This is a genomic window from Novosphingobium sp. SG720 (assembly GCF_012275365.1).
GTDB classification, from domain to species: domain Bacteria; phylum Pseudomonadota; class Alphaproteobacteria; order Sphingomonadales; family Sphingomonadaceae; genus Novosphingobium; species Novosphingobium rhizosphaerae.
Genome location: NZ_JAAZQN010000004.1, coordinates 402,282 through 425,408 on the forward strand (window position 1 = coordinate 402,282; position 23,127 = coordinate 425,408).

Annotated in this window: 31 protein-coding genes; 30 read left to right on the forward strand and 1 reads right to left on the reverse strand. The window is 64.2% G+C overall.

Features of this window, described 5'->3' with window-relative positions; all coding sequences use genetic code 11:
* The first annotated feature begins 1 nt into the window (after position 1).
* The 29 genes from rpmC (at position 2) to FHW94_RS16755 (ending at position 21,219) form a co-directional block, all read left to right on the forward strand.
* Positions 2-208, forward strand: coding sequence for a 50S ribosomal protein L29 (rpmC, locus tag FHW94_RS16620; protein WP_022675055.1), 207 nt, complete (start codon positions 2-4; stop codon positions 206-208).
* An 11-nt stretch (positions 209-219) separates the two neighbouring features.
* On the forward strand, positions 220-489 hold the full coding sequence (gene rpsQ / locus FHW94_RS16625; protein ID WP_110762456.1) for a 30S ribosomal protein S17: 270 nt from the start codon (positions 220-222) through the stop codon (positions 487-489).
* 88 nt (positions 490-577) lie between these two features.
* The gene (gene rplN, locus FHW94_RS16630) at positions 578-946 is read left to right on the forward strand and encodes a 50S ribosomal protein L14 (protein ID WP_022675053.1); all 369 of its coding nucleotides are present in this window, start codon (positions 578-580) and stop codon (positions 944-946) included.
* On the forward strand, positions 946-1,263 hold the full coding sequence (gene rplX, locus FHW94_RS16635) for a 50S ribosomal protein L24 (RefSeq protein ID WP_168556927.1): 318 nt from the start codon (positions 946-948) through the stop codon (positions 1,261-1,263). Before rplN ends, rplX begins: the two co-directional genes overlap by 1 nt.
* Positions 1,256-1,837 (forward strand): 50S ribosomal protein L5, encoded by a 582-nt coding sequence (rplE, locus tag FHW94_RS16640; protein WP_168556928.1) that lies wholly within the window; start codon positions 1,256-1,258, stop codon positions 1,835-1,837. The genes rplX and rplE overlap by 8 nt, the downstream gene beginning before the upstream one ends.
* A 28-nt stretch (positions 1,838-1,865) precedes the next feature.
* On the forward strand, positions 1,866-2,171 hold the full coding sequence (rpsN, locus tag FHW94_RS16645) for a 30S ribosomal protein S14 (protein ID WP_168556929.1): 306 nt from the start codon (positions 1,866-1,868) through the stop codon (positions 2,169-2,171).
* A gap of 12 nt (positions 2,172-2,183) precedes the next feature.
* Positions 2,184-2,579: a 30S ribosomal protein S8 gene (gene rpsH, locus FHW94_RS16650; protein WP_168556930.1), complete on the forward strand. Its 396-nt coding sequence runs from the start codon at positions 2,184-2,186 to the stop codon at positions 2,577-2,579.
* Entirely contained in the window at positions 2,579-3,112 is a 534-nt protein-coding gene (gene rplF / locus FHW94_RS16655; protein WP_168556931.1) for a 50S ribosomal protein L6, read from the forward strand. The genes rpsH and rplF overlap by 1 nt, the downstream gene beginning before the upstream one ends.
* Complete coding sequence (gene rplR / locus FHW94_RS16660) at positions 3,112-3,462, forward strand: 50S ribosomal protein L18 (protein WP_168556932.1); 351 nt, start codon at positions 3,112-3,114, stop codon at positions 3,460-3,462. Before rplF ends, rplR begins: the two co-directional genes overlap by 1 nt.
* A 2-nt stretch (positions 3,463-3,464) precedes the next feature.
* Positions 3,465-4,187: a 30S ribosomal protein S5 gene (gene rpsE, locus FHW94_RS16665; RefSeq protein WP_168556933.1), complete on the forward strand. Its 723-nt coding sequence runs from the start codon at positions 3,465-3,467 to the stop codon at positions 4,185-4,187.
* 6 nt (positions 4,188-4,193) lie between these two features.
* Complete coding sequence (gene rpmD, locus FHW94_RS16670) at positions 4,194-4,370, forward strand: 50S ribosomal protein L30 (RefSeq protein ID WP_168556934.1); 177 nt, start codon at positions 4,194-4,196, stop codon at positions 4,368-4,370.
* Positions 4,371-4,557: 187 nt separating this feature from the next.
* Positions 4,558-5,331, forward strand: coding sequence for a hypothetical protein (locus FHW94_RS16675; RefSeq protein WP_168556935.1), 774 nt, complete (start codon positions 4,558-4,560; stop codon positions 5,329-5,331).
* A gap of 234 nt (positions 5,332-5,565) precedes the next feature.
* Entirely contained in the window at positions 5,566-6,045 is a 480-nt protein-coding gene (rplO, locus tag FHW94_RS16680) for a 50S ribosomal protein L15 (protein WP_210425704.1), read from the forward strand.
* Positions 6,046-6,237: 192 nt separating this feature from the next.
* Complete coding sequence (secY, locus tag FHW94_RS16685; RefSeq protein ID WP_168556936.1) at positions 6,238-7,605, forward strand: preprotein translocase subunit SecY; 1,368 nt, start codon at positions 6,238-6,240, stop codon at positions 7,603-7,605.
* A 32-nt stretch (positions 7,606-7,637) separates the two neighbouring features.
* Positions 7,638-8,282 carry an adenylate kinase gene (locus tag FHW94_RS16690; RefSeq protein ID WP_168556937.1) on the forward strand — a complete coding sequence of 215 codons (645 nt, stop codon included), beginning with the start codon at positions 7,638-7,640 and terminating at the stop codon, positions 8,280-8,282.
* A 66-nt stretch (positions 8,283-8,348) separates the two neighbouring features.
* On the forward strand, positions 8,349-9,458 hold the full coding sequence (locus tag FHW94_RS16695) for a hypothetical protein (RefSeq protein WP_168556938.1): 1,110 nt from the start codon (positions 8,349-8,351) through the stop codon (positions 9,456-9,458).
* A 343-nt stretch (positions 9,459-9,801) separates the two neighbouring features.
* Entirely contained in the window at positions 9,802-10,170 is a 369-nt protein-coding gene (gene rpsM / locus FHW94_RS16700; RefSeq protein WP_022675075.1) for a 30S ribosomal protein S13, read from the forward strand.
* A gap of 54 nt (positions 10,171-10,224) precedes the next feature.
* Complete coding sequence (gene rpsK, locus FHW94_RS16705) at positions 10,225-10,614, forward strand: 30S ribosomal protein S11 (RefSeq protein WP_008065643.1); 390 nt, start codon at positions 10,225-10,227, stop codon at positions 10,612-10,614.
* 121 nt (positions 10,615-10,735) lie between these two features.
* On the forward strand, positions 10,736-11,797 hold the full coding sequence (locus FHW94_RS16710; protein WP_168556939.1) for a DNA-directed RNA polymerase subunit alpha: 1,062 nt from the start codon (positions 10,736-10,738) through the stop codon (positions 11,795-11,797).
* Between the two features lie 270 nt (positions 11,798-12,067).
* Positions 12,068-12,493, forward strand: coding sequence for a 50S ribosomal protein L17 (gene rplQ / locus FHW94_RS16715; protein ID WP_168556940.1), 426 nt, complete (start codon positions 12,068-12,070; stop codon positions 12,491-12,493).
* 122 nt (positions 12,494-12,615) lie between these two features.
* Positions 12,616-13,068, forward strand: a complete 453-nt coding sequence (locus FHW94_RS16720; protein WP_169477318.1) for an RES family NAD+ phosphorylase — start codon at positions 12,616-12,618, stop codon at positions 13,066-13,068.
* Between the two features lie 79 nt (positions 13,069-13,147).
* Positions 13,148-15,319, forward strand: a complete 2,172-nt coding sequence (locus FHW94_RS16725; RefSeq protein ID WP_168556942.1) for a prolyl oligopeptidase family serine peptidase — start codon at positions 13,148-13,150, stop codon at positions 15,317-15,319.
* 49 nt (positions 15,320-15,368) lie between these two features.
* Positions 15,369-17,690, forward strand: a complete 2,322-nt coding sequence (locus FHW94_RS16730; RefSeq protein ID WP_246866186.1) for a prolyl oligopeptidase family serine peptidase — start codon at positions 15,369-15,371, stop codon at positions 17,688-17,690.
* An 80-nt stretch (positions 17,691-17,770) separates the two neighbouring features.
* Positions 17,771-18,094, forward strand: a complete 324-nt coding sequence (locus FHW94_RS16735) for a DUF1476 domain-containing protein (protein WP_168556943.1) — start codon at positions 17,771-17,773, stop codon at positions 18,092-18,094.
* Positions 18,094-18,327: a BolA family transcriptional regulator gene (locus FHW94_RS16740; RefSeq protein ID WP_168556944.1), complete on the forward strand. Its 234-nt coding sequence runs from the start codon at positions 18,094-18,096 to the stop codon at positions 18,325-18,327. The genes FHW94_RS16735 and FHW94_RS16740 overlap by 1 nt, the downstream gene beginning before the upstream one ends.
* A gap of 24 nt (positions 18,328-18,351) precedes the next feature.
* A complete protein-coding gene (gene grxD, locus FHW94_RS16745) occupies positions 18,352-18,675 on the forward strand; it encodes a Grx4 family monothiol glutaredoxin (RefSeq protein WP_168556945.1) in 324 nt (107 codons plus the stop codon).
* 333 nt (positions 18,676-19,008) lie between these two features.
* Positions 19,009-19,830, forward strand: coding sequence for an NUDIX domain-containing protein (locus FHW94_RS16750; RefSeq protein ID WP_210425705.1), 822 nt, complete (start codon positions 19,009-19,011; stop codon positions 19,828-19,830).
* 307 nt (positions 19,831-20,137) lie between these two features.
* Complete coding sequence (locus tag FHW94_RS23605) at positions 20,138-20,269, forward strand: hypothetical protein (RefSeq protein ID WP_282599595.1); 132 nt, start codon at positions 20,138-20,140, stop codon at positions 20,267-20,269.
* 215 nt (positions 20,270-20,484) lie between these two features.
* Positions 20,485-21,219 carry a sugar transferase gene (locus FHW94_RS16755; protein WP_349237537.1) on the forward strand — a complete coding sequence of 245 codons (735 nt, stop codon included), beginning with the start codon at positions 20,485-20,487 and terminating at the stop codon, positions 21,217-21,219.
* Positions 21,220-21,349: 130 nt separating this feature from the next.
* Here FHW94_RS16755 and FHW94_RS16760 read toward each other — a convergent pair whose 3' ends face one another.
* Positions 21,350-21,496 (reverse strand): hypothetical protein, encoded by a 147-nt coding sequence (locus tag FHW94_RS16760; RefSeq protein WP_157088941.1) that lies wholly within the window; start codon positions 21,494-21,496, stop codon positions 21,350-21,352.
* A gap of 761 nt (positions 21,497-22,257) precedes the next feature.
* On the opposite strand from FHW94_RS16760, the gene FHW94_RS16765 reads away from it, so the two are divergent.
* On the forward strand, positions 22,258-23,127 hold the full coding sequence (locus FHW94_RS16765; RefSeq protein WP_168556946.1) for a glycosyltransferase: 870 nt from the start codon (positions 22,258-22,260) through the stop codon (positions 23,125-23,127).

A 23,127-nucleotide genomic window follows, 5' to 3' on the forward strand; every position in this document is an offset into this window, starting at 1 on the left:
AATGATGGCTAAGTTCGAAGACCTCCGCGTCAAGAGCGACGACCAGCTGACTGCTGACCTCGCCGAGCTGAAGCGCGAACAGTTCAACCTGCGCTTCCAGGCGGCGACGAGCCAGCTGGAGCGTCCGGCGCGCATCAAGGAAGTGCGCCGCGACATCGCGCGGATCAAGACTCTGCAGGGCGAGCGCGCTCGCACTGCAAAGGCTTAAGGAGACACACGATGCCCAAGCGTATCCTTATCGGGACCGTGGTTTCCGACAAGACCGACAAGACCGTGGTCGTGAAGGTCGAGCGCAAGGTGAAGCACCCGCTCTACGGGAAGATCATCCGCCGCTCGAAGAAGTATCACGCCCACGACGAGGCGAATGCCTTCAAGACCGGCGAAACGGTGCGGATCGAAGAGACCGCACCTTACTCCAAGCTCAAGACCTGGAAGGTTATCGACCGGGTTCTGGCTGGGAAGACCGCCGCGATCGAAGCGGACGTTTGACAAAACGTCCGTTCTCGGTCTTAGGGAGCGTCACGTTTTTGGAACTGCCGGACTGGTTCCGGCAAGCCAGTGAGAAGGAACCGGATCAATGATCCAGATGCAATCCAATCTCGACGTCGCGGACAACAGCGGCGCCAAGCGCGTCCAGTGCATCAAGGTGCTGGGCGGGTCGAAGCGTCGTACCGCAAGCGTCGGCGACATCATCGTGGTGTCGGTGAAGGAGGCGCAGCCCCGCGCCCGTGTCAAGAAGGGCGACGTCCATCGCGCGGTTATCGTGCGCACCAAGAAGGACGTTCGTCGTCCCGATGGTAGCGTGATCCGCTTCGACGGCAACGCTGCCGTGCTCGTCGGCAAGAACGAAGAGCCCATCGGCACCCGTATCTTCGGCCCCGTGGTGCGCGAACTGCGCGGCAAGGGCTTCATGAAGATCATCTCGCTTGCCCCGGAGGTGCTGTAATGGCTGCCGCCAAGATCAAGAAGGGCGATAACGTCGTCGTTCGTTCGGGCAAGGACAAGGGCCGTACCGGCACCGTCCTCCAGGTTCTTCCCAAGGAAGACAAGGTCGTCGTTGCCGGCGTGAACGTCGCTGCCCGTCACCGCAAGCCCAGCCAGCAGAACCCGCAGGGTGGCATCGATCGCTTCGAAGCGCCGCTGCACATCTCGAAGGTCGCCGTGGCCGACAAGGATGGCAAGCCCACCCGCGTCCGCTTCGAAACCCGCGATGGCAAGAAGGTTCGCGTGGCCGTCAAGTCCGGGGAGGCCATCGATGGCTGACAAGTACACTCCGCGCCTCAAGGGCAAGTACGACGCTGAAATCGCTGCCGCGATGAAGGCGAAGTTCGGCTACAAGAACGACCTGGAAATTCCGCGGATCGACAAGATCACGCTGAACATGGGCGTTGGCGAAGCGAGCCAGGACAAGAAGAAGGTCCAGACCGCCGCTGCCGAAATGGAGCTGATCGCCGGCCAGAAGCCTGTGATCACCAAGGCCAAGAAGTCGATCGCGCAGTTCAAGCTGCGTGAAGGCATGCCGATCGGTTGCAAGGTCACCCTGCGCCGTGAGCGTATGTACGAATTCCTGGACCGCCTGATCACCATCGCAATGCCCCGCATTCGCGACTTCCGGGGTCTCAACCCCAAGTCGTTCGACGGCCGCGGCAACTATGCGATGGGTCTCAAGGAACAGATCATTTTCCCTGAGATCAGCTACGACCAGATCGACAAGGTGCGCGGGCTCGACATCATCGTGACCACCACCGCCAAGACCGACGACGAGGCACGTGAACTGCTTCGCCTGTTCGGTTTCCCGTTCCCGCAGGAAGCCGCCGAACAGGCGCAGGCCGCCTGAAGCCAGTCATAGGAAAGAGCTTAAGTCCATGGCGAAACTGAGTTCGATCAACAAGAACGAGCGTCGCAAGAAGCTCGTTGAAAAGTTTGCGGCCAAGTACGCCGCGCTCAAGGCCCAGGCCGACGATGAATCGCTCGACGAAACCGAGCGCCTCATTGCCCGTCTGAAGATGGCCGAGCTGCCGCGTAACGCGAATCCCACGCGTGTCCGCAACCGTTGCAACACCACCGGCCGCCCGCGTGGCTACTACCGCAAGTTCGGTCTCTGCCGCATCGAACTGCGCGATCTCGCCAACAAGGGGCTCATCCCCGGCGTGACGAAGTCGAGCTGGTAAGGAGCCTCTACGATGGCATTGACCGACCCCCTGGGTGATATGCTCACCCGTATCCGCAACGGCCAGCAGGCGAAGAAGGACTCGGTCCTCTCGCCCGCTTCCAAGCTGCGTGCGCACGTTCTCGAAGTTCTCCAGCGCGAAGGCTATATCCGCGGCTTCAGCGAGGACGCCACTGGCGCCCACCCGCAGCTGCGCATCGAGCTGAAGTACTTCGAAGGCCAGCCCGCGATCAAGCATGTGGCCCGCGTCTCCAAGCCTGGTCGCCGCGTCTACTCGGGTTCCAAGGAACTCCCGGTTGTGCGCAACGGCCTTGGCATCACCATCGTCTCGACGCCCAAGGGCGTGCTTTCGGATGCCGAAGCACGCGCTGCCAACGTCGGTGGCGAAGTGCTGGCGGAGGTGTTCTGATGAGCCGCATCGGCAAGAAGCCGGTGGCGATCCCGAGTGGCGTCACCGCTGACATCGCGAACGGCGTGCTGACCGTGAAGGGCCCCAAGGGCACCCTCACGCTCTCGCTCGTCGACGACATCGCCTATGCCGTCGAAGACGGTACGATCTCGGTGAAGCCTGCCAACGACACCAAGCGCGCTCGCGCGTTCTGGGGCATGCAGCGCACCCTCGTCTCCAACCTCGTCACCGGCGTGACCCAGGGCTATACCAAGATCCTGGACATCACCGGCGTCGGCTATCGCGCCAACGCTCAGGGCAAGAACCTGAAGCTGCAGCTCGGCTACAGCCACGACGTCGATTTCGCCGTGCCGGAAGGCATCGAGATCAAGACCCCGGATAACACCACGGTCGAAATCTCGGGTATCGACAAGCAGAAGGTCGGCCAGGTTGCGGCCGAAATTCGCCGCTGGCGCAAGCCCGAACCCTACAAGGGCAAGGGTATCAAGTACCGTGGCGAGTTCATCTTCCGCAAGGAAGGGAAGAAGAAGTAATGGCCAAGCTGTCTCTCTTCGATCGCCGCCGCCGCCGCGTCCGTACCGCGCTCAAGGCGCGCTCGGGCGGTCGCCCGCGTCTTTCCGTGCACCGCACGGGCCGTCACATCTACGCGCAGATCATCGACGATGCTGCCGGCCGTACCCTGGCTGCCGCTTCGTCGCTGGTGAAGGGCGAGAAGTCGATCGGCGCCAACATCGACGCCGCTGCCCTGGTGGGCAAGCAGATCGCCGAACGGGCCAAGGAAGTCGGTGTCACCACCGTCGTCTTCGACCGTGGCGGTTACCTGTTCCATGGCCGCGTCAAGGCGCTGGCTGATGCTGCCCGCGAAGGCGGCCTGGAGTTCTGATCATGGCTGACGAAACCAACCTGCAGGGCGATGCCGCTGCCCCCGTCGAACAGACCGGTGGCGAGCAGCGCGAAGGTCGCGGTCGCGGTCGTGGCCGTGGCGGCGAGCGTGGCGAACGCGGTGAACGTGGCGGCCGTGGCCGTCGCGACGACCGTCGTGGCCGCAACAACAACAACGACGAGGACCAGGGTGAAGAGCTGATCGAAAAGCTCGTTCACATCAACCGCGTCTCGAAGACGGTCAAGGGCGGTAAGCGCTTCGGCTTCGCGGCGCTGGTCGTGGTCGGCGATGGCAAGGGTCGCGTGGGCTTCGGCCACGGCAAGGCCCGCGAAGTGCCTGAAGCCATCACCAAGGCTACTGCCTCGGCCAAGAAGAAGATGGTTCGCGTTCCGCTCAAGGAAGGCCGCACCCTTCACCACGACGGCAAGGGCCGTTTCGGTGCGGGCAAGGTCAATGTCCGCTCGGCCCCGGCCGGTACGGGCATCATCGCGGGCGGCCCGATGCGCGCCGTCTTCGAAAGCCTGGGCGTGCACGACGTGGTGACCAAGTCGGTCGGCACCTCGAACCCCTACAACATGATCCGCGCCACCTTCGACGCGCTGCAGGACCAGACTTCGCCGAAGTCTGTCGCCCAGCGTCGCGGCAAGAAGGTCGCTGATCTGCTCGGTCGTGGTGGCGCTTCGCAAGTCGAAGCCGAAGCCGCCGCCGAAGCCATCGCGGAGTAATCGGTCATGGCGAAGATCAAGATCAAGCAGATCGGTTCGCCGATCCGTCGCCCGGAACATCAGAAGAAGATTCTGATCGGTCTGGGCCTGGGCAAGATGCACCGCGTGGTCGAGGTGGAAGACACCGCCGAAACCCGTGGCGCCATCGCCAAGCTGCCGCACATGGTGGCCGTGGTCGACTGACCATAGCCTCCAGGGCAGAGGCTTTTGAAAAGCCCCGCGCATCGTTTGATGCGCGGGGCTTTTCGTTTGCGGCTGCGTTGCGCTCTCAGATATGTCGGCTCCGACAGGCTCGGCGTATCCACCCGGCGTTCCCCGGCTTTGGCTGCTCCTGAGCGAACGCTCTTGAGAGCGCACTCAGGTGCGGTTGATGCGTAAGCGCCGTTCTGGCCCCACCTTGCGCAGATTGGGTATCTTGCGGGAAACCAGTCTAAACGCGGCAAGGTTGGGGGACCAAGGCGATATTCTCATGTCAGAACATGCTTGCCACAACCTCTTCGTCTTCCAGGCATTCGATCAAATAACGCGAACCGTCTGCGCTGAATGGCGTGTCCAGATCGATGATCAAGACCAGCTCAGGTCGATCTTGGGCGCTGAAAGCGACGGCGATCCCGCTCTGGAATACTGCTACGACGGACTGTCGCGGACCGACATTTGCCGGATCGGAAAACTTTGTCTGCCTCCCATTGTGCCGGATTCCATCTTCACCGCGATTTGCCGACCATTCCTTGCCTTCGATGAAATACCATATTTGATACACACAAACTTTGAGCTTCCGCTCATGCTGGAAGGACGCAAGCCGCTGGCTGTGTTTGGAGATGGCTATCCGTCTGAATGGTTTGATGAATTCCTTGCCCCATTTGAGCCATTTGTCGCTTCGGGGCGGCTCATCCGCCGGATCATCGACACACCAATGCCCCACCTCAAGAAGCATCGACCAGACCTGGAAGGAATGCGAGACGTGTTCTTCGCAATTCCGGGTGAGGAATGGCGGATTGACGCATACTTCGACAAAATCAAAAATCGGACATCCGATTGGGATGATGATCTTGAACGACTTCAAGGCTCGCTGCTTGGCTACGAAGAATGGCAAAACGATTGGTGGATCGAGCAGCGTGTAAAACGTCGGAACGCCGCGACCTGACAGCGGCGTTCACCGGATGGCTACGGTTGAGCCCGGACGGACTTGATAACCGAGCGTCCGTTCGCCCTGAGCTTGTCGAAGGGCGTGGGTATGGCGCTTGGCCTGGCCGTTCCATCCAAAGGATTCCGGGATGTCGGCCCACGAATCACCCTCAGGGGGTGACAAGCCCGCCGCGAGCCACTAAGGGCCGCAACTTCCTATCAGCGCGACTCAAAGCGAAAGCGAGTGCACATCATGAAGCTCAACCAGATTTCCGACAACGACGGCTCGCGCAAGGGCCGGATGCGTGTGGGCCGTGGCATCGGCTCGGGCAAGGGCAAGACCGCTGGCCGCGGCCAGAAGGGTGCCAAGGCGCGTTCGGGCGTGTCCGTCAACGGGTTCGAAGGCGGTCAGATGCCGCTGCACATGCGGATCCCGAAGCGCGGCTTCAACAACATCTTCGCCAAGGACTATGCCGAAGTGAACCTGGGCCTGATCCAGAAGTTCATCGACGCCGGCAAGCTCGACGTGTCGGGCGTGGTCGATCACGCGGCGCTCAAGGCCGCCGGCCTGGCCCGCGGTGGCAAGAATGGCGTGCGCCTGCTGGCCAAGGGCGAACTGACCACCAAGGTCAGCTTCAAGGTGGCCGGTGCCTCCAAGGGCGCCGTGGCTGCGGTGGAAAAGCTGGGCGGTGCGGTCGAAGTGACCGTCGCCAAGGCTGCTGCCGAAGCCTGAGACCTTTTAATTATCGCGTAAAACGGGCGCGGGGGTTATTGCATCCCTGCGCCCGTCCTATATGGCCCGTACAGTATTGAACGCACCATATTGACGCGCAGCCCGCCGGGCGGGGCCTGACACCATCCGAAGCGGATGCTTTGGAAACGGGCGTCGGCCGGACCGGGCCACAGCAAGGCTTGATACCCGACCATGGCATCCCGCGCCGACAACATCGCCAGCAATCTCAACCTGTCGAACTTCTCGAAGGCGACCGAACTCAAGAACCGCATCTGGTTCACCATCGGTGCGCTGATCGTGTTCCGCTTCTTGAGCTTCGTGCCGCTGCCCGGCGTGAACCCGCTGATCCTGGAAACGCTGTACAACCAGACGCGCGGCGGGATCCTCGACATCTTCAACGCCTTTTCGGGCGGTTCGCTCCAGCGCATGAGCCTGATCGCGCTCGGCGTGATGCCCTACATCACCGCCTCGATCGTGGTGCAGCTGGCGGCTTCGCTCCACCCCGCGCTCGCCGCCCTCAAGAAGGAAGGCGAAAGCGGGCGCAAGAAGCTCAACCAGTACACCCGCTATGGCGCGGTGTTCCTCACCGCCGTGCAGGGCTATGCGATTGCCACCGGCCTTGAAGCCTATGGCGCATCGAGCGGTATCCAGGCGGTCGTGCTGCCGGGCGTGCTGTTCCGCATCACCGCCGTGATCAGCCTGATCGGCGGCACCATGTTCCTGCTGTGGCTGGGCGAACAGATCACCGCGCGCGGCATCGGCAACGGCACGTCGCTGATCATCATGGCCGGCATCGTGGCGCAGATGCCCAAGTTCGTGGGCAACCTGTTCGAGCAGGGCCGTTCGGGCCAGCTCAACGGCTTCGTCATCGCCGGGGTCATGGCGCTCCTGGTCGGTGTCATCATCCTGATCTGCTTCTTCGAGCGCGCCACGCGGCGCCTGCTGATCCAGTATCCCAAGCGCGCGACACAGCGCGGGATGATGGCCGCCGATCGCAGCCACCTGCCGCTCAAGCTCAACACCGCAGGCGTGATCCCGCCGATCTTCGCCAGCTCGCTGCTGCTGCTGCCGCTCACCATCACCCAGTTCGCCGGCAAGTCGATCTCGCCCGATACCACCTGGGGCCAGATCATCATCGGGCTCAACCAGTACCTGGGCCATGGCAAGCCGCTCTACATGATCCTCTATGCCCTGGGCATCGTGTTCTTCAGCTTCTTCTACACCGCAGTGGTGTTCAATCCGGAAGAAACGGCCGAGAACCTCAAGCGCAACGGCGGCTTCATCCCCGGCATTCGCCCGGGCAAGAACACCGAGAAATATCTCGATTATGTGCTGACCCGCATCACCGTCCTGGGCGCGGCCTACATCACGTTCGTTTGCGTCGTGCCGGAATGGATCATGGCCGAGACAGGCATGGGCTCGTTGTTCTTCGGCGGCACCAGCCTGCTGATTGTGGTCAACGTGACGGTCGATACGATCACCCAGATCCAGTCGCACCTGCTGGCGCACCAGTACGGCGACCTGATCAAGAAGGCCAAGCTGAAAGGCCGACTGCGCTGAAGGCGCAGGTGACAAAGAGGGGGACTGCCACAGTGAATATCATTCTTCTCGGCCCGCCGGGCGCCGGCAAAGGCACCCAGGCCCAGCGCCTAGTCGAGCGCCACGGCCTCAAGCAGTTGTCCACCGGCGACATGCTGCGCGCCGCCGTCAAGGCCGGCACGCCGGTCGGCCTCCAGGCCAAGGCCGTGATGGAAGCGGGCCAGCTGGTCTCGGACGAGATCGTCTCGGCGCTGATCGGTGACGAACTCGACGCGATGGGCGCCGGCACCGGGGCGATCTTCGACGGGTATCCGCGCACCGCGGCGCAGGCCGAATCGCTCGATGCGATCCTGGCCAGCCGCGGCCGCCAGCTCGACCATGTGATCGAGCTTGAGGTGAACGAGGACGCGCTCGTTGCCCGCATCACCGGTCGCTACACCTGCGCCACGTGCGGCAAGGGCTATCACGACACGTTCGAGAAGCCCAAGGTCGAGGGCACCTGCGATAAGTGCGGTGGCCACGAATTCAAGCGCCGGCCCGACGACAACGAGGAAACCGTGCGCACGCGCATGGCCGAATATCGTGCCAAGACCGCGCCGATCCTGCCGATCTACGAAGCGCGCGGCATCGTTTCGCGCGTGGACGGGATGGCGGACATGGATGCGGTAACCGCATCGATCGAGGCGATTCTGGCTTAATTCGCCGCTGCTTTCTGCTATTTTCGGCAGGAAGACGGATTTTGGCGGCGGAAAAGGAGTGCAATGGTGCGATCACGGCTTGCAGGCAGGGTCGCAGCGCTCCTTTTCCCCACTTTTGCGGGCGCCGCGGCGCTCGCTACGCCCGCGCATGCCGAAATCCTGGCGAGCGATGAACGCGGCTTCGTGGTGCGCCAGACTGCCGATGTCGGCGTATCCGCGCCGGAAGCCTGGCGCGCGCTGGTCAAGCCGGCCACATGGTGGTCGAGCGAGCACACCTTTTCGGGTGAAGCGGCCAATCTCACGCTCGATCCCGTGGCCGGTGGCTGCTTCTGCGAGAAGCTACCGCCTTCCAAGCAGGGCGGGGCAGGGGCCTTGGCTGGCAGCGTCCAGCACATGCGCGTGATCTATGCCGAACCGGGCCGGGCCTTGCGGCTGTCGGGCGCGCTGGGTCCGTTGCAGAGCGAAGCGCTGCTTGGCGCGCTGACCATCACGCTCAAGAGCAATGAGCGCGGGACCCGCATTCTCTTCGAATATGTCGTGGGTGGCTACATGCGCTATCGCCCCGACCAGATCGCCCCGGCGGTCGATCGCATGCTGGGGCAGCAGATCGCCCGCCTGGCAGACAAGCTGGGCGGCGCTCTGGCGGCCGACGGCGCGGTGCCGATCGTTACGCCGCCCGCCTCGGTTGGCAGCGGCGAGGCGACGCCGGTCGTTCCACTGGTGCGCAGCGTGCCGCAAGGGCCTTCGCTCGATCCCGATGGGGCGCCCATCAGCGGGCGCCCGCCCGCCACGCTGCGTGGGCTGCCGGCTTTGCCGCGCAAGCGGACCACGGTGCCGCCGGTGGACGACGATGACGGCCTGAGCGTGCCGGACGAGGGTGGCGCGATTGTGCCCGCCGCGCCGGTGAAGGCTGCCCCGGTACGGCCTGCGCCGGCCAAGGTCGCGCCGGCGCGTCCCGCGCCAAAGCCGGCCGAAAAGACTTCCGCTGCGGCCAAGCCAGAGCCGACCCGGGCGGCGCCTGCAAAGCCGGCACCCGCCAAGCCCGCGCCGGCCAAGGTGGCGCCACCCAAGACCAAGCCTCGCCCTGCGCCGGTGGCGCCTGGCGATGAGGCGTCGGCGCAAAAGGATGCCCAGGCCGCGTTCGACGCCGCCTTGGGCGGGGATGACAGCCACTGAGTGACGCGGGCGACATGCCTGGATGGGCGATCGATGGCTGCTCACGCGAATCGATGCTTTGCGCCGACGCGCTTGTGGCGTATAAGGTGGCGTCGCCAAGGTGGCCCCCGCGCTTACGGGATGGCCGCACGTTCACCCGACAGCGTGGTGAACGTGCCCTTTGTGGTTGACCTTTCCCTGCAAAAAGCCTAAGCGCGCCTTTCACTCGAACGAGAAGGGTCTTTTGAAGTCCGGGGCAAATGCTTGCGCGGGCTGCAATTTGGCGTTTTTCGGCGGGTGTTGTCGCGATGAGATAGGGTGCAAGAAGCCGATTCGGCGCCCTGTGGAGCAAACGGAGAAACAAGTGGCTCGTATTGCCGGGGTCAACATCCCCACCAACAAGCGCGTGATCGTGGCGCTGACCTACATTCATGGCATTGGCTCGTTCAAGGCCCGCCAGATTGCCGACAAGCTCGGCATCGATCATGCCCGCCGCGTTCAGGACCTGTCCGACGCCGAAGTGCTCCAGATCCGTGAAGCGATCGACGCCGAGCACACCGTGGAAGGCGATCTGCGTCGCGAAACCGCGATGAACATCAAGCGCCTGATGGACCTGGCCTGCTATCGTGGCCTGCGTCACCGCAAGGGTCTTCCGGTCCGTGGCCAGCGCACGCACACCAATGCGCGCACCCGCAAGGGCAAGGCCAAGCCGATCGCCGGCAAGAAGAAGTAAGATCCGCCGCATAGGCAGGATCTTCCCAACGGTTTCTCGACAGGAATTCAACACATGGCACGCGAACCCCAGCGCATTAAGCGCCGCGAGCGCAAGAACATCACCAGCGGTGTTGCGCACGTGAACGCCAGCTTCAACAACACCATGATCACCATCACCGATGCCCAGGGCAACGCCATCTCGTGGTCGTCTGCCGGCATGATGGGCTTCAAGGGCAGCCGCAAGTCCACCCCGTACGCCGCCCAGGTGGCTGCGGACGACGCCGGCAAGAAGGCCGCCGAACACGGCGTCCGTACCCTGGAAGTCGAAGTCAAGGGCCCCGGCTCGGGCCGCGAAAGCGCGCTGCGCGCGCTGCAGGCGGTTGGTTTCACCATCACGGCGATCCGTGACGTGACCCCGATCCCGCACAACGGCGTGCGTCCTTCCAAGCGCCGTCGCGTCTGACCTGCCTTTTGGCGAGTGGCGCGCGAGGTACCACGCGCGCCACACCCGCCCAATATCTTGACCGGTTGCGGCGCCCTTCTGGCCGACTGCCGGCGCTCTCGAAAAACCCTAGGGGAATTCCATGACTGTCAACATCAAGAACTGGCAGGAACTGAAGAAGCCCAACAATCTCGAAATCAAGCCCGGCCACGATCCGAAGCGTCGCGCGACTTTCGTTGCCGAACCGCTTGAGCGTGGCTTTGGTCTTACCCTCGGCAACGCGCTGCGCCGGGTGCTGCTCTCTTCGCTTCAGGGGGCTGCGGTCACGTCGATCAAGATCGAGAACGTGCTGCATGAATTCTCGTCGCTCGCCGGCGTGCGCGAAGACGTCACCGACATCGTGCTCAACGTCAAGCAGATCGCGCTCAAGATGCAGGGCGAAGGCCCCAAGCGTCTTCAGCTTTCCGCGATCGGGCCTGGCGAAGTCAAGGCCGGCGACATCGCCGTGACCGGTGACATCGAGGTGATGAACAAGGACCTGGTGATCTGCCACCTGGATGAAGGCGCGACCTTCAACATGGAACTCACCTGCGACACCGGCAAGGGCTATGTCCCCGCCGTGTCGAACCGTCCGGTCGATGCCCCCATCGGTCTCATCCCGGTCGACTCGCTCTATTCGCCCGTGCGCCAGGTCTCCTACAAGGTGGACAACGCGCGTATCGGCCAAGAGCTGGACTACGACAAGCTGAGCCTTTCGGTGGAAACCGATGGCACGGTGACGCCGGAAGACGCCGTGGCCTATGCTGCGCGCATTCTTCAGGACCAGCTGGCCCTGTTCGTCCACTTCGACGACCAGGTTCCCACCGGCCACGTGCCGTCGCTGGCCGGTGTTGCCGCCCATGCGCCGGAAGAAAGCGACGCCAACCAGCTCAACCGCTACCTTCTCAAGAAGGTGGACGAACTGGAACTGTCGGTGCGTTCGGCCAACTGCCTCAAAAACGACAACATCATCTACATCGGCGACCTGGTCCAGAAGACCGAGGCCGAGATGCTCCGCACGCCGAACTTCGGCCGCAAGTCGCTCAACGAGATCAAGGAAGTGCTCTCGTCGATGGGCCTGCGCCTCGGCATGGACATCCCTGGCTGGCCGCCGGAAAACATCGAGGAAATGGCCAAGAAGCTTGAGCAGGAGCTTTTGGGCTGATAGCCCAAAAGCGGCCGCCCTTGGGCAGGCGACGTTTTGCATCGCAAAACGGTAGCCTGGACAAGGATCAGCGGCCTGCCCGGCCAGCGGCCCGCAGGGCCGTCTGACGACACGGGATTAACTCTCGTGTCGGCCTGGCCGCAGCACAACGCTGCAACCTTGCAATAAATTCGCCTCTGCTTTGGCAGTGGCAACAGGGCACGGGCCGCCCCTCAAGCCGGCCTGGATCGGGGTACCTCGCACGGCCCCCCTACGAACGGAGAATGAGTTATGCGTCATAAGCTGGGCCAGCGTAAGCTGGGTCGTACCTCGTCGCACCGTATTGCGCTGCTGCGCAACCTGGCCGCCGCGCTGATCAAGCACGAGCAGATCACCACCACTTTGCCCAAGGCGAAGGAACTGCGTCCCTACGTCGAAAAGCTGATCACGCTGGCCAAGCACGGTGGCCTTTCGAACCGCCGTCTGGCCCACGCTCGTCTGCTCGACGATGCGCAGGAACAGAAGCTGTTCGAAGTTCTGGCTGCTCGCTATGCCGACCGTGAAGGTGGCTACACCCGCATCATCAAGGCCGGCTACCGCGCTTCGGACGCCGCGCCGATCGCCGTGATCGAACTGGTGGACCGCGACACCTCGGCCAAGGGCCTCGATTCGGGTCCGGTGCTGACCGCCGACGAAGACGAACTCGAAAACGCCTGATTGTATTGGGGTGAAAGCCCCAAGATCGGACGAACCGGATAACGGGCGGGGCCGCAAGGCTGCCGCCCGTTTTTCGTTGGCCATGCCGTTGCCGGCCGTGCACGTGCGCGGTAGCAAGACGCATGATCTTGTGGCGATTGGCAAAAGCGGGTCAGCGAGCGCTGGACGGGGCAGGGGCGCGGCGGTTTGGCGGGCGCTATTGTTCGCCAGGCCAGCCGATCGTGCACTTCGCGAGCGAGGCCGGCCTCGCCGTGCTGGTGCAGATGCGCTACCTTGTCGGGCCACCCGACGCTTGCGAAGAGCCGTTCGAACTGGGCTGGACGCAGAGCGATGCCGTGCCGGAACGGGTGCCCGACGGGCTGGATCGTGCGGAGACGACCGCATGGGTCGATGCCTGGGCACGCAGCGGGCGATCGCTGCTTGTCGCCGTGCGCTCGGCCGTCCTGCCCGAGGCCGACGTGGTGCTGATGAATGCCGGCCACCCAGCGGCCGCAGTGGTGCCGCCGCTCACGGTGCGGCCGTTCCGCTTTGATCAGTGCCTGCATCGCCCACCGATGCTCGAACAATATTCCTGACTTTTGCAAACGCCGTGTTGCGTGGCATCGATCCGGCGCTAGTTTCCTGCGTAACCACCCCGTCTGTCAGGATGCCGCGATGAAGAACCCCCTGTGGCTGGCCCCCGTTGCCCGGCTTGCGCTTGCCGTGCCGCTCGCCCTTGCCGCCACTTTGCCCGCTTTTGCCAAGGACCAGGCCATGCCGCCACTGCCGCCCTATCCTGCCAGCCCGCAAGTGCCGCTGGTGGAAAGCCACTTCGGAGAGAAGGTGTCGGACCCCTGGCGCTGGCTTGAGACAGACGTGCGCACCGATGCCAAGGTGGCCGCCTGGGTTCAGGCGCAAAGCGCCTATACCGCCGCCTATCTCAAGCAACTGCCAGAGCGTGCCGCGCTGGAAAAGCGGATGAAGGCGCTGATCGACTATGAGCGGTTCGGCTTGCCGGTGCAGCGCGGCGGGACGGTGTTCTACACCTGGAACAGCGGACTGATGAACCAGTCGCAATTGCTGGTGCGCCCCGCCGACGCTGCCGTGGGCACCAAAGGCCGCGTGCTGCTCGATCCCAATCATTGGGCCAAGGATGGCGCCACCGCGCTCGATGCCTGGGCGCCTTCCGACGATGGCCGCTTGCTGGCCTATTCGGTGCAGGATGGCGGTTCGGACTGGCGCACGGTCAAGTTCGTCGGTGTTGCCGATGGCAAGCCGCTGGCTGACGAACTCAAGTGGGTGAAATTCTCGGGACTGGCCTGGCTGGGCAACGATGCGCTGCTCTATTCCCGCTTTGCCGAACCCAAGGAAGGCCAGGCGTTCCAGGCGCTCAACTACAACCAGACCGTGTGGCTCCATCGCCTGGGCACGCCGCAAAGCGCCGACCAGCCGGTGTTTGCCACGCCCGACCTGCCTAAGCGCGGCCACGGCGCCAGCGTTTCGAGCGACGGGCGCTGGGTGGTGATCACCAGCAGCGAAGGGACCGATCCGGTCAACACCGTCCATGTGGCGCGCGTCACGGATGGCAAGATCGGCCCGGTCATCGGCCTGGTGCCCGATCTCAAGGCGCAATGGGATTTCGTCGACGGCGTGGGCGACAAGCTGTGGTTCGTTTCGGGTGATGGCGCGCCGTTGAAGAAGATCGTGCGTGTCGATCTGGCCGGCGGCGCGCCGCGTTTCGAAACGATCGTGCCCGAAAGCAAGGATAACCTTGAATCGGTGGGCATTGCCGGCGACCGCATCTTTGCCAGCTACATCCACGATGCCAAGAGCCAGGTGCTGGCGTTCGATCTGGATGGCAAGCCGGCCGGTGCCGTCACTCTGCCGGGAATCGGCAGTGCGGCGGGGCTGAGCGGCCGCCCTGGCGACAAGGTGGCGTTCCTTTCGTTCAGCAGCTTCACCCAGCCGGGTACCGTGCTGCGGCTAGACCCGGCGACGGCGCAGACCAGCCCGTGGGAGCCGGTGCACCTGACGTTCAACCCGGCCGATTTCCGCGTCGAGCAGGTGTTCTATCCCAGCAAGGATGGCACAAGGGTGCCGATGTTCATCGTGCGCCGCAAGGATGCCACCGGGCCGCTGCCCACGCTGCTCTATGGCTATGGCGGCTTCAACATTGCGCTCACGCCGTGGTTTTCGGCCGCGTTCATGACCTGGATCGACAGCGGCGGGGCCTTTGCACTGGCCAACTTGCGCGGTGGCGGCGAATACGGCGATGCGTGGCACGATGCCGGGCGGCGCGACAAGAAGCAGAACGTGTTCGATGATTTCATCGCCGCTGGCGAATACCTGATCGCCAAGGGCGTGACCCCGCGCCACGGCCTGGCCATCGAAGGTGGCTCTAACGGCGGCCTGCTGGTCGGTGCCGTGACCAACCAGCGGCCCGATCTGTTCGCCGCCGCCAGCCCGGCGGTGGGCGTGATGGACATGCTGCGGTTCGACCAGTTCACCGCCGGCCGCTATTGGGTGGATGACTATGGCTATCCTGAAAAGGAAGCCGATTGGCGCGTGCTGCGCGCTTATTCTCCTTACCACAACATCCGCGCCGGCGTGGACTATCCCGCGATCCTGATCACCACGGCCGATACGGACGATCGCGTGGTGCCCGGGCACAGCTTCAAGTATGCCGCCGCGTTGCAAGCGGCGGCCATCGGGCCCAAGCCACACCTGATCCGCATCGAAACCCGCGCCGGGCATGGGTCGGGCAAGCCGATCGACAAGCAGATCGAGGAAACCGCCGACGTCCAGGCGTTCCTCGCGCATTTCACGGGATTAACGCCGCGCCCGTGAAGGGCCGCTCTGGCGCCGGCCCCGCGCCGGTGCTAGAGCATTGCGAACAATGACAAGGTTTGGGACAGGATGGCGCGCGGCGCTGCTGGCGGGAACGCTGGCGGCGTCGATGGCGGGCTGGGGGGCGGATGACGGACATGCCGCCGCCGCACCCGTTCCTGCGCCTGCGCCCGATGCGGCCGTCGATGTTGCAGTTGATGTGACACACGGCGGCGGGGGCGCGCTTTCCAGTACGGGCATTGCCGGGGCACCCACGGTGGCACCGGTCACCGGCCTTGTTCTGCCACGCACGGCCTATCCCTTTGCGCGGCGCGATGGTGTGGTGGAAAAGCCGTTCGGCCAGGCCGTGGCCGATCCCTGGCGCTGGCTGGAAGCCGACTTGCGCGCCAGTCCTGACGTGGCCGACTGGGTGGCGCGCGAAAACAGCCTGACGGCACAATTTCTCAAGAGCCTGCCCGGTCGCGATGCCTTTGCCGCGCGCATCCGCAACCTGTTCGATTATCCGCGCGTGTCGCTGCCGCGCAAGGCGGGGCGCAGCTATTTCTATCTGCGCAACACCGGCTTGCAGAACCAATCGGCGCTTTATGTACAGGAAGGGCAAAGCGGCACGCCGCGCCTCTTGCTCGATCCCAATGCGTGGTCAGCCGATGGCAGCCAGGCGCTGGACCTGTGGGTGCCATCGCGCAGCGGGCGGTTCCTGGCTTTTGGTCGCCAGCGCGATGGCAGCGATTGGCGCACGCTGGGCGTTGTCGATGCCCGCAGCGGGCAGGTGCTCGACGATGCCCTGGAATGGGCAAACGACACGCTGATCGGGTGGCTGGGGGACGAAGGCTTCCTCTATTCGCGCTATCCCGCTCCGGCGCAGGGCCAGGCCTATCGCGCGGTGCTTTCGGGCAAGGCGGTGTGGTTCCACCGCGTGGGCACGCCCCAATCGGCCGACGAACTGGTCTTTGCCACGCCCGATCATCCCGAATGGGGCCACAAGGCTTTCGTCACCTCGGATGGGCGCTGGGCGGTGATCACCACCGAGGCAAGCACCGATGCGCGGCGCATGGTCCATCTGGTGGATCTGCGCGGCGGTGCCTGGCGCAACGGGCAATGGCAGGTCCTGCCGTTGGTGGACAATTTCGATCACGAATGGAAAATGGTCGAAGGGCTGGGCGATCGCCTGTGGTTCATCACCACCTCGGGCGCGGCCAATGGCATGGTCGCGGAACTCGATCTGGGTGGCGCGGCGGCGCGGTGGCGCGTGGTGGTCCCGGAACGTCGCCAGACGCTGGCGGGCGGCAATGTGGTGGGCGATCGGCTGATCCTGTCCTACCAGCATGATGGCGCGACCACTGCGGTCGTTACCGATCTCAAGGGCAAGCCGGCGCGCGCGATCACGCTCAACGGCATCGGCGTGGCCTCGGGCTTTGCCGGCAAGCCGGGTGACAGCGAGACGTTCTATCAATTCTCCAGTTTCAACCTGCCGCCCACGATCTTTCGCCTCGATCTCAAGACCGGCGCGGCCACGCCTTTTGCCCAGCCGCGCCTTTCGTTCGACCCGGCAGACTATGTGGTGGAACAACGCCGCTATCGCTCCAAGGACGGCACGATGGTGCCGCTCTATCTCGTGCGCAGCCGCCGCGCGGCCCAGGCCGGGCAGGCCTTGCCCACGCTGCTCTATGGCTATGGCGGTTTCGACGTGGCGCTTACCCCCGGATGGTCGCCAGTGCGCATGGCCTGGCTGGCCGCGGGCGGCGCCTTTGCCCTTGCCAACATTCGCGGCGGGGGCGAATTCGGCCAGGCCTGGCACGATGGCGGCCGCCTTGCGGCCAAGCAGAACAGCTTCGACGATTTCATTGCCGCTGGCGAATATCTCATTGCCCAGGGCGTGACGCCCAAGGGCGGGCTTGCCATCCAGGGCAGTTCCAATGGCGGCTTGCTGGTGGGCGCCGTGGTCAACCAGCGACCCGACCTGTTTGCCGCCGCCAACCCCGATGTGGGCGTGATGGACATGCTGCGCTTCGATCGGTTCACCGCCGGCCGGTTCTGGGTGGACGATTACGGCGATCCGGCACGTGCGGCCGATTGGCAGGTGCTGCGCGCCTATTCGCCCTATCACAACATCCGCGACGGTGCGCGCTATCCCGCCATCCTGGTGACCACCGCCGATACCGACGATCGCGTCGTGCCCGCGCACAGCTTCAAGTACGTTGCCGCGTTGCAGGCGGCTGACATCGGCACGCGCCCCCATCTCTTGCGCGTGGAACAGGGCGCGGGCCATGGCGGGGGCAAGAGCGTGGACAAGGTGATCGCTGGTGGCGCCGATGTCCTGGCCTTCCTGGCGGCCTATACCGGGCTTGATGCGCCGCCACCCGCCCCCTAGATTCCACCCTATGTTCTCCTTGCAGGCCGGGCAGTGGCTCACTATCCGCAATGGCGGGACCACCAACGGGATCGACCACTATGACCATGTTCGATGATCGCGAGCGCGCGTTCGAAGCCAAGTTCGCCCACGACGAGGAAATGCTGTTCCGCATCCATGCCCGCCGCAATCGCTTGCTGGGCCAGTGGGCGGCCGAGCGCATGAAGCTGACCCAGGCCGAAGCGGAAGCCTATGCCAAGGCGGTGGTCCAGGCCGATTTCGAGGAAACCGGCGACGAAGACGTCGTACGCAAGTTGCTGGGTGATCTGATCGCCGCCGGGGTGGATAGCACCGAGGCTGAAATCCGCGCCGCGATGGATGCCAAGTCGATCGACGCGCGCCGCCAGTTGATGGGCGAAGTCTGATGGCAATGGCCGCTGCCGAAATCGAGACGATGATCCGCGCCGCGCTGCCCGATGCGCAGGTGACGATCACCGACCTTGCCGGGGACGGCGATCACTTTGCCGCTCACGTCGTTTCCGCCAGCTTTGCCGGGATGAGCCGCGTGGCGCAGCACAAGGCGGTCTATGCCGCGCTGGGCGGTCGCATGGGCGGCGTGCTTCATGCCTTGCAACTGACCACCGCCGCCCCCAAATAAGGCGCGAAAGGAACCGATCCCACCATGTCTACCGAGCAGCGCATCGACGAAATCGTCAAGGGCAACGATGTTGTCCTGTTCATGAAGGGCACGCCGCTGTTTCCGCAGTGCGGGTTTTCCAGCCGGGCCGTGGCGATCCTCGAACGCCTGGGCGTCGAATATGCCAGCGTCGATGTCTTGCAGGACATGGACATCCGCCAGGGCATCAAGTCCTATTCCGATTGGCCGACCATTCCGCAGCTCTATGTGAAGGGCGAATTCGTCGGCGGTTCTGACATCATGACCGAGATGTACGAAGCCGGCGAACTCGCCCAGTTGATGGAAGAGGCCGAAGTCAAGCCGGCCTGACACGGCTGCCGCCCTGGCAAGCGATTGCCGGGCGGACAGGGCCCGTCCCAAAACGCGGTTTCCCACGGGGAGGCCGCGTTTTTTTGTGTCTGCTGAATGTGTTGAACCCCGGGGGAGGCGGAGCCGGGGAGACTTGGGGGTTGCCGGCTCCGCCTCACGAAGAAGAAGTCTTCGGGGTATCCAAGACTAAGCACGGACCGTGCCAGTTTTACAAATCGCCGAATTCTTCGGGCAAGAACGCCTCGGGCAGGGTTGCCGGGTTACGCAAATTGTAAAATTGGCCGACATCTCCCCCCTCTTGGCAAGGGGCGCCTGGCAAAGCATGGTGCCGCGATGGCCGATCCGCTTTCCCCACCTGCTGCCCTGCCGGGCGAACGGGCCGAGCCTGCGGCCACGCTGATCGTGTTTCGCAAGGGGGTGCCCGGCCAGGCTTCGCAGATCCTGCTGGTAGAGCGATCGGCACAATTGCGCTTTGCCGGCGGGGCTACGGTCTTTCCTGGCGGCAAGGTCGATCAGGCTGACAAGGCGCTGGCCGCCGCGCGTCCTGCCTGGGTTCAGGGCCTTGACGAGGATGATGCTGCCGCTCGCTTGGCTGCCCTGCGTGAAACGTTGGAGGAAACCGGTCTGCTGGTGGGCATGGCCTCGGCGCGGCCGGATGCCGCGCCGCGCGATGCCACGGCCGCGGTCGCGGCGCGGGCGATGCTCGCGGAAACCGGGCAGATGGGCCCGGTGCTCGATCATTTCGGGTGGCGGCCGGATCTGGGCGCCTTGGTCCCTTGGGCCCGCTGGTGGCCGCGTGGAAAGCCGGGGAGGGTGTTCGACACGCGGTTCTATCTGGCGGACCTTGGCAGCGGGGCCGTGGATCTGGCAGTGGACAACACGGAAAATCGCCACTTGTTCTGGTCTTCCGCCTACGAGGCGCTGGACGCGGCCGAACGTGGTGCGTTGCATCTGATCTTTCCCACCCGCCGCAACCTGGAACGGCTGGCGCAATGCGCCGATTTCGCCGCCGCACGGGCCCATGCCGCCGCGTTTCCGATCGCGCCGATCATCCCGGGCACGGTGCTGCGCGATGGCGTTCCCTGGCTGACCATTCCCGACGGCTACGGCTATCCCGTGCTGGGCGAGCCGCTGGCCGAGGCGCATCGCGCCTGAACGCGCCCATCCCCCGTGGCAGGTGCACTTGCATCCACATTCGAGAATATCCGCGGGCGGCAAATCGCCAGATCGGATAAGCAATGTTCCTGAGGGCAATACGTATAGGCCCCGATGGCTGGCCGTAGAACGCGGTAAGCGGGCGGGCGTAAAACCCAGGTGGAGGTATTGCCCGATGCCCGTTGCCCAACCCAAGCCATCCTATCCTGTCGATGCGCCACGCCCGGATGCCGCCCCAGCGCCAAGACTCGCGTCTGGCACGGAAGATCCTGTTTTTTCGCCAGTTCATGCGCTGCAGCAAGAACTGTTGCCGCTCGCCACAGCCGCGCCTGCCCATGTCGAGGCGCTTTATCCGCTGTGGCTGCGCGTTGCCATCATCGGCGGATCGTCGGCGCTGGCATGGGGTTTGATCATCTGGGGCGCGCTGCGCCTGGGTTAGCTGATTCGCCGTTTGGGCGTCAGCTAACGAACCATCTCGGCTGTATCGCTCGCTGACGGGGTCAACGGGCTGTTCCTATCATCGCCTCACAACGGGTGCCGCGATCACGGCACCGCCCGATGTGGGGACCAGCAACGGTGAATCATCAGCACAATCTCGCGGCGCGCAATGATGTCGCTCGCAATCTGGCGGCTGGCGGGTGGAATGGGCCGGTCATGGCTGCTGCGCCAGACCTTGCCGCACCGGCGATCGGTGCATCGGCCTCTGCCCCGCCGGTGGCAGCGCTGCGGGCCACCGGCACCCGCTGGCGGCACCCGCGCACCATGCCCGGCGCAGACAGCGCCGAGGCCTGGATTCGCGCTATCGACGTGACCGTGGCGTTCTGCGCGCTGCTGGTCTTTTTGCCATTGATGCTGGCCATCGCCACTTTGGTGCGGCTCTCTGACGGCGGACCGATCCTGTTTCGCCACCGCCGCGTCGGGGCTGGCGGGCGCCACTTTGCCTGCCTCAAGTTCCGCTCGATGTGCGTGGATGCCGACGCCCGCCTGCGCCATGTGCTGGCCACCGATGCCGCCGCCCGTGCGGAGTGGGAAGCAACGCACAAGTTGCAAAAGGACCCGCGCATCACGGCGGTGGGCCGGCTGCTGCGCAAAAGCAGCCTGGATGAACTGCCCCAGTTGATCAACGTTCTGCGTGGCGACATGAGCCTGGTGGGGCCACGTCCGATCGTCGACGCCGAAGTCGCTCGGTATGGACGCCATTTCGCTGCTTATTGCGCGGTGCGCCCCGGCGTTACCGGGCTTTGGCAGGTGGCGCGGCGCCACGATACCACGTATCGTCGGCGGGTTGCCTGCGATCTGCTTTATCGCCGCGCGCGTTCCTTGCGGCTCTACTTCCGCATCCTGCTGTTGACCGTGCCCAGTGTCATTCTTGCACGCGGGGCTTACTGAACTGGACGGCAAGCGCTGCTTTTGCCAGCGAACGGACCTTGAAACGCCAACGGGAGAAGCGCGGTCGCCACGCTTCTCCCGTCTCGCGCAGGTAAATGGACCGAGCCGAAAACCCGGCATTCGTTATGTTTTAAAAGATGAGGAGCGCCAGTCCGATCCAGAACACCTGGCTCAACGCCAGGCCGATCAGAAGTCCCTTGGCGGCGGCAGTGCCTTCGCCAGCGGGGGCATCGTGGAACGAGACGAAACCATCTTCACGGAAAGACTGAGTGGACATCCTGCAACCCTTGTAACCAGTGTTTTTGGCCTTGGCGGCAGTGGCCGCTTCACCATTTCCAACGCGTCACAGGGCTAGCTTGTTCCCGCTGTGCTCCTGCTTGTCCGGCTGGGGAATAAGGGCTTTGCCGTCTTCCGCTCGACCGTCTGACACACGCTTTTCATAGCGCAGGATAGTTGTAAACCCGTGAATACCACCGTTTTTGCGCACGATTGCGATGCAACAGGTGGACTATTGCATCGCACGATTCCGCCATTCTTGCTGTGTGACTGGTTCTTGTTGCATTGCACATGGCTAGTGCTGCACTGCAACCTTGATGGTGGTATGACAGCGCAGCCATCGGGCAGGGTGCCGGGGGGCGTGGTACAGCCGCCGACAATGCCATAAAGTTGAAATAAAGTCAGGCTGATGCCGCCTGATCGCGGCGAGTCGAGGCAAAAGGCTCTCTGCGTCAGGACGATGCTTTTTTGCGTCCGGCCGTGTGTGCGCGCGCCGTAACGCGCGAGCCCAAGATGTTGCTCATGCGAAGGCGCCAAATTGGCACTGTGGCCGTCGGGGGGCGGGCTATCCCTGATGGGCATTTTTTGCGCTGCAAAAATGCAATTTTTTCGCTGGATTGCGGGGCGGCGGCCGATGGGTCGCGTGGGATAGGGGCGAATCCGCAGGGCATAGTGTCTCGGTAACGGAGCCAACCTGCGTGGGACCGCACGGCATGTCGCCCTACCAATAGGGGAAATCCACCAAGGGGGACCACGCAGAGCATGCTGCGAATCCATGTTGCCATCGCCACCGTCGGTCGCGCCAACCTGGCGCGCGAGACGATCGACCTGCTTGCCGGGCAATCCCGCCGCCCCGATGGCGTGCTGGTTGTCGGCGCGACCGACGCAGACATTGCCGGCATCGGGGACAGTGTGATGCAGCCCGATCTGGCGCTGGCAGAGCGCGGCCTGTGCCGGCAGCGCAACCGTGCGCTCGAATTGCTGGAGGGGCGGGCCGATGTGGTCGTGTTCTTCGACGACGATTTCGTCCCTTCGCCCGATTATCTCGCCGCGGTTGAGCGGATTTTCCTGGCGCACCCGGATGTTGCGGGCATCACCGGCAATCTGGTGGGCGATGGCGTGCGCCACGGCGGCTATGGCATTGCCCAGGCGCAGGCGATGATCGCCGCGCAAACTCTGCTGCTCGATCCCGCGATCATCCCGCGCGAGGCGCTCTATGGCTGCAACATGGCCTTGCGCATGGGCCATGTCGGCGCGTTGCGCTTTGACGAGGCGCTGCCGCTCTATGGTTGGCAGGAGGACATCGATTTTACCATGCGCCTGTCGCGGCGCGGGCGGCTCGTCTCCACCGGCCTGGTTTCCGGGGTGCATCTGGGAGTGAAGGGCGGGCGCACCTCGGGCCGGCGGCTGGGCTACTCGCAAGTGGCCAACATCGTCTATCTGCGCCGCAAAGGCACGATGCCTGGCGCCCTCGCGCGCAAGCTGTTGTGGCGCAACGTGGCGGCCAACCTGCTGCGCGCGCTGTTCCCCGAACCGCATGTGGACCGGCTGGGCCGACTGCGCGGCAACGGCTTGGCCTTTGTCGATCTGCTGCGCGGGCGGATCGATCCGCGCAAGATCGAAAGCATGTGA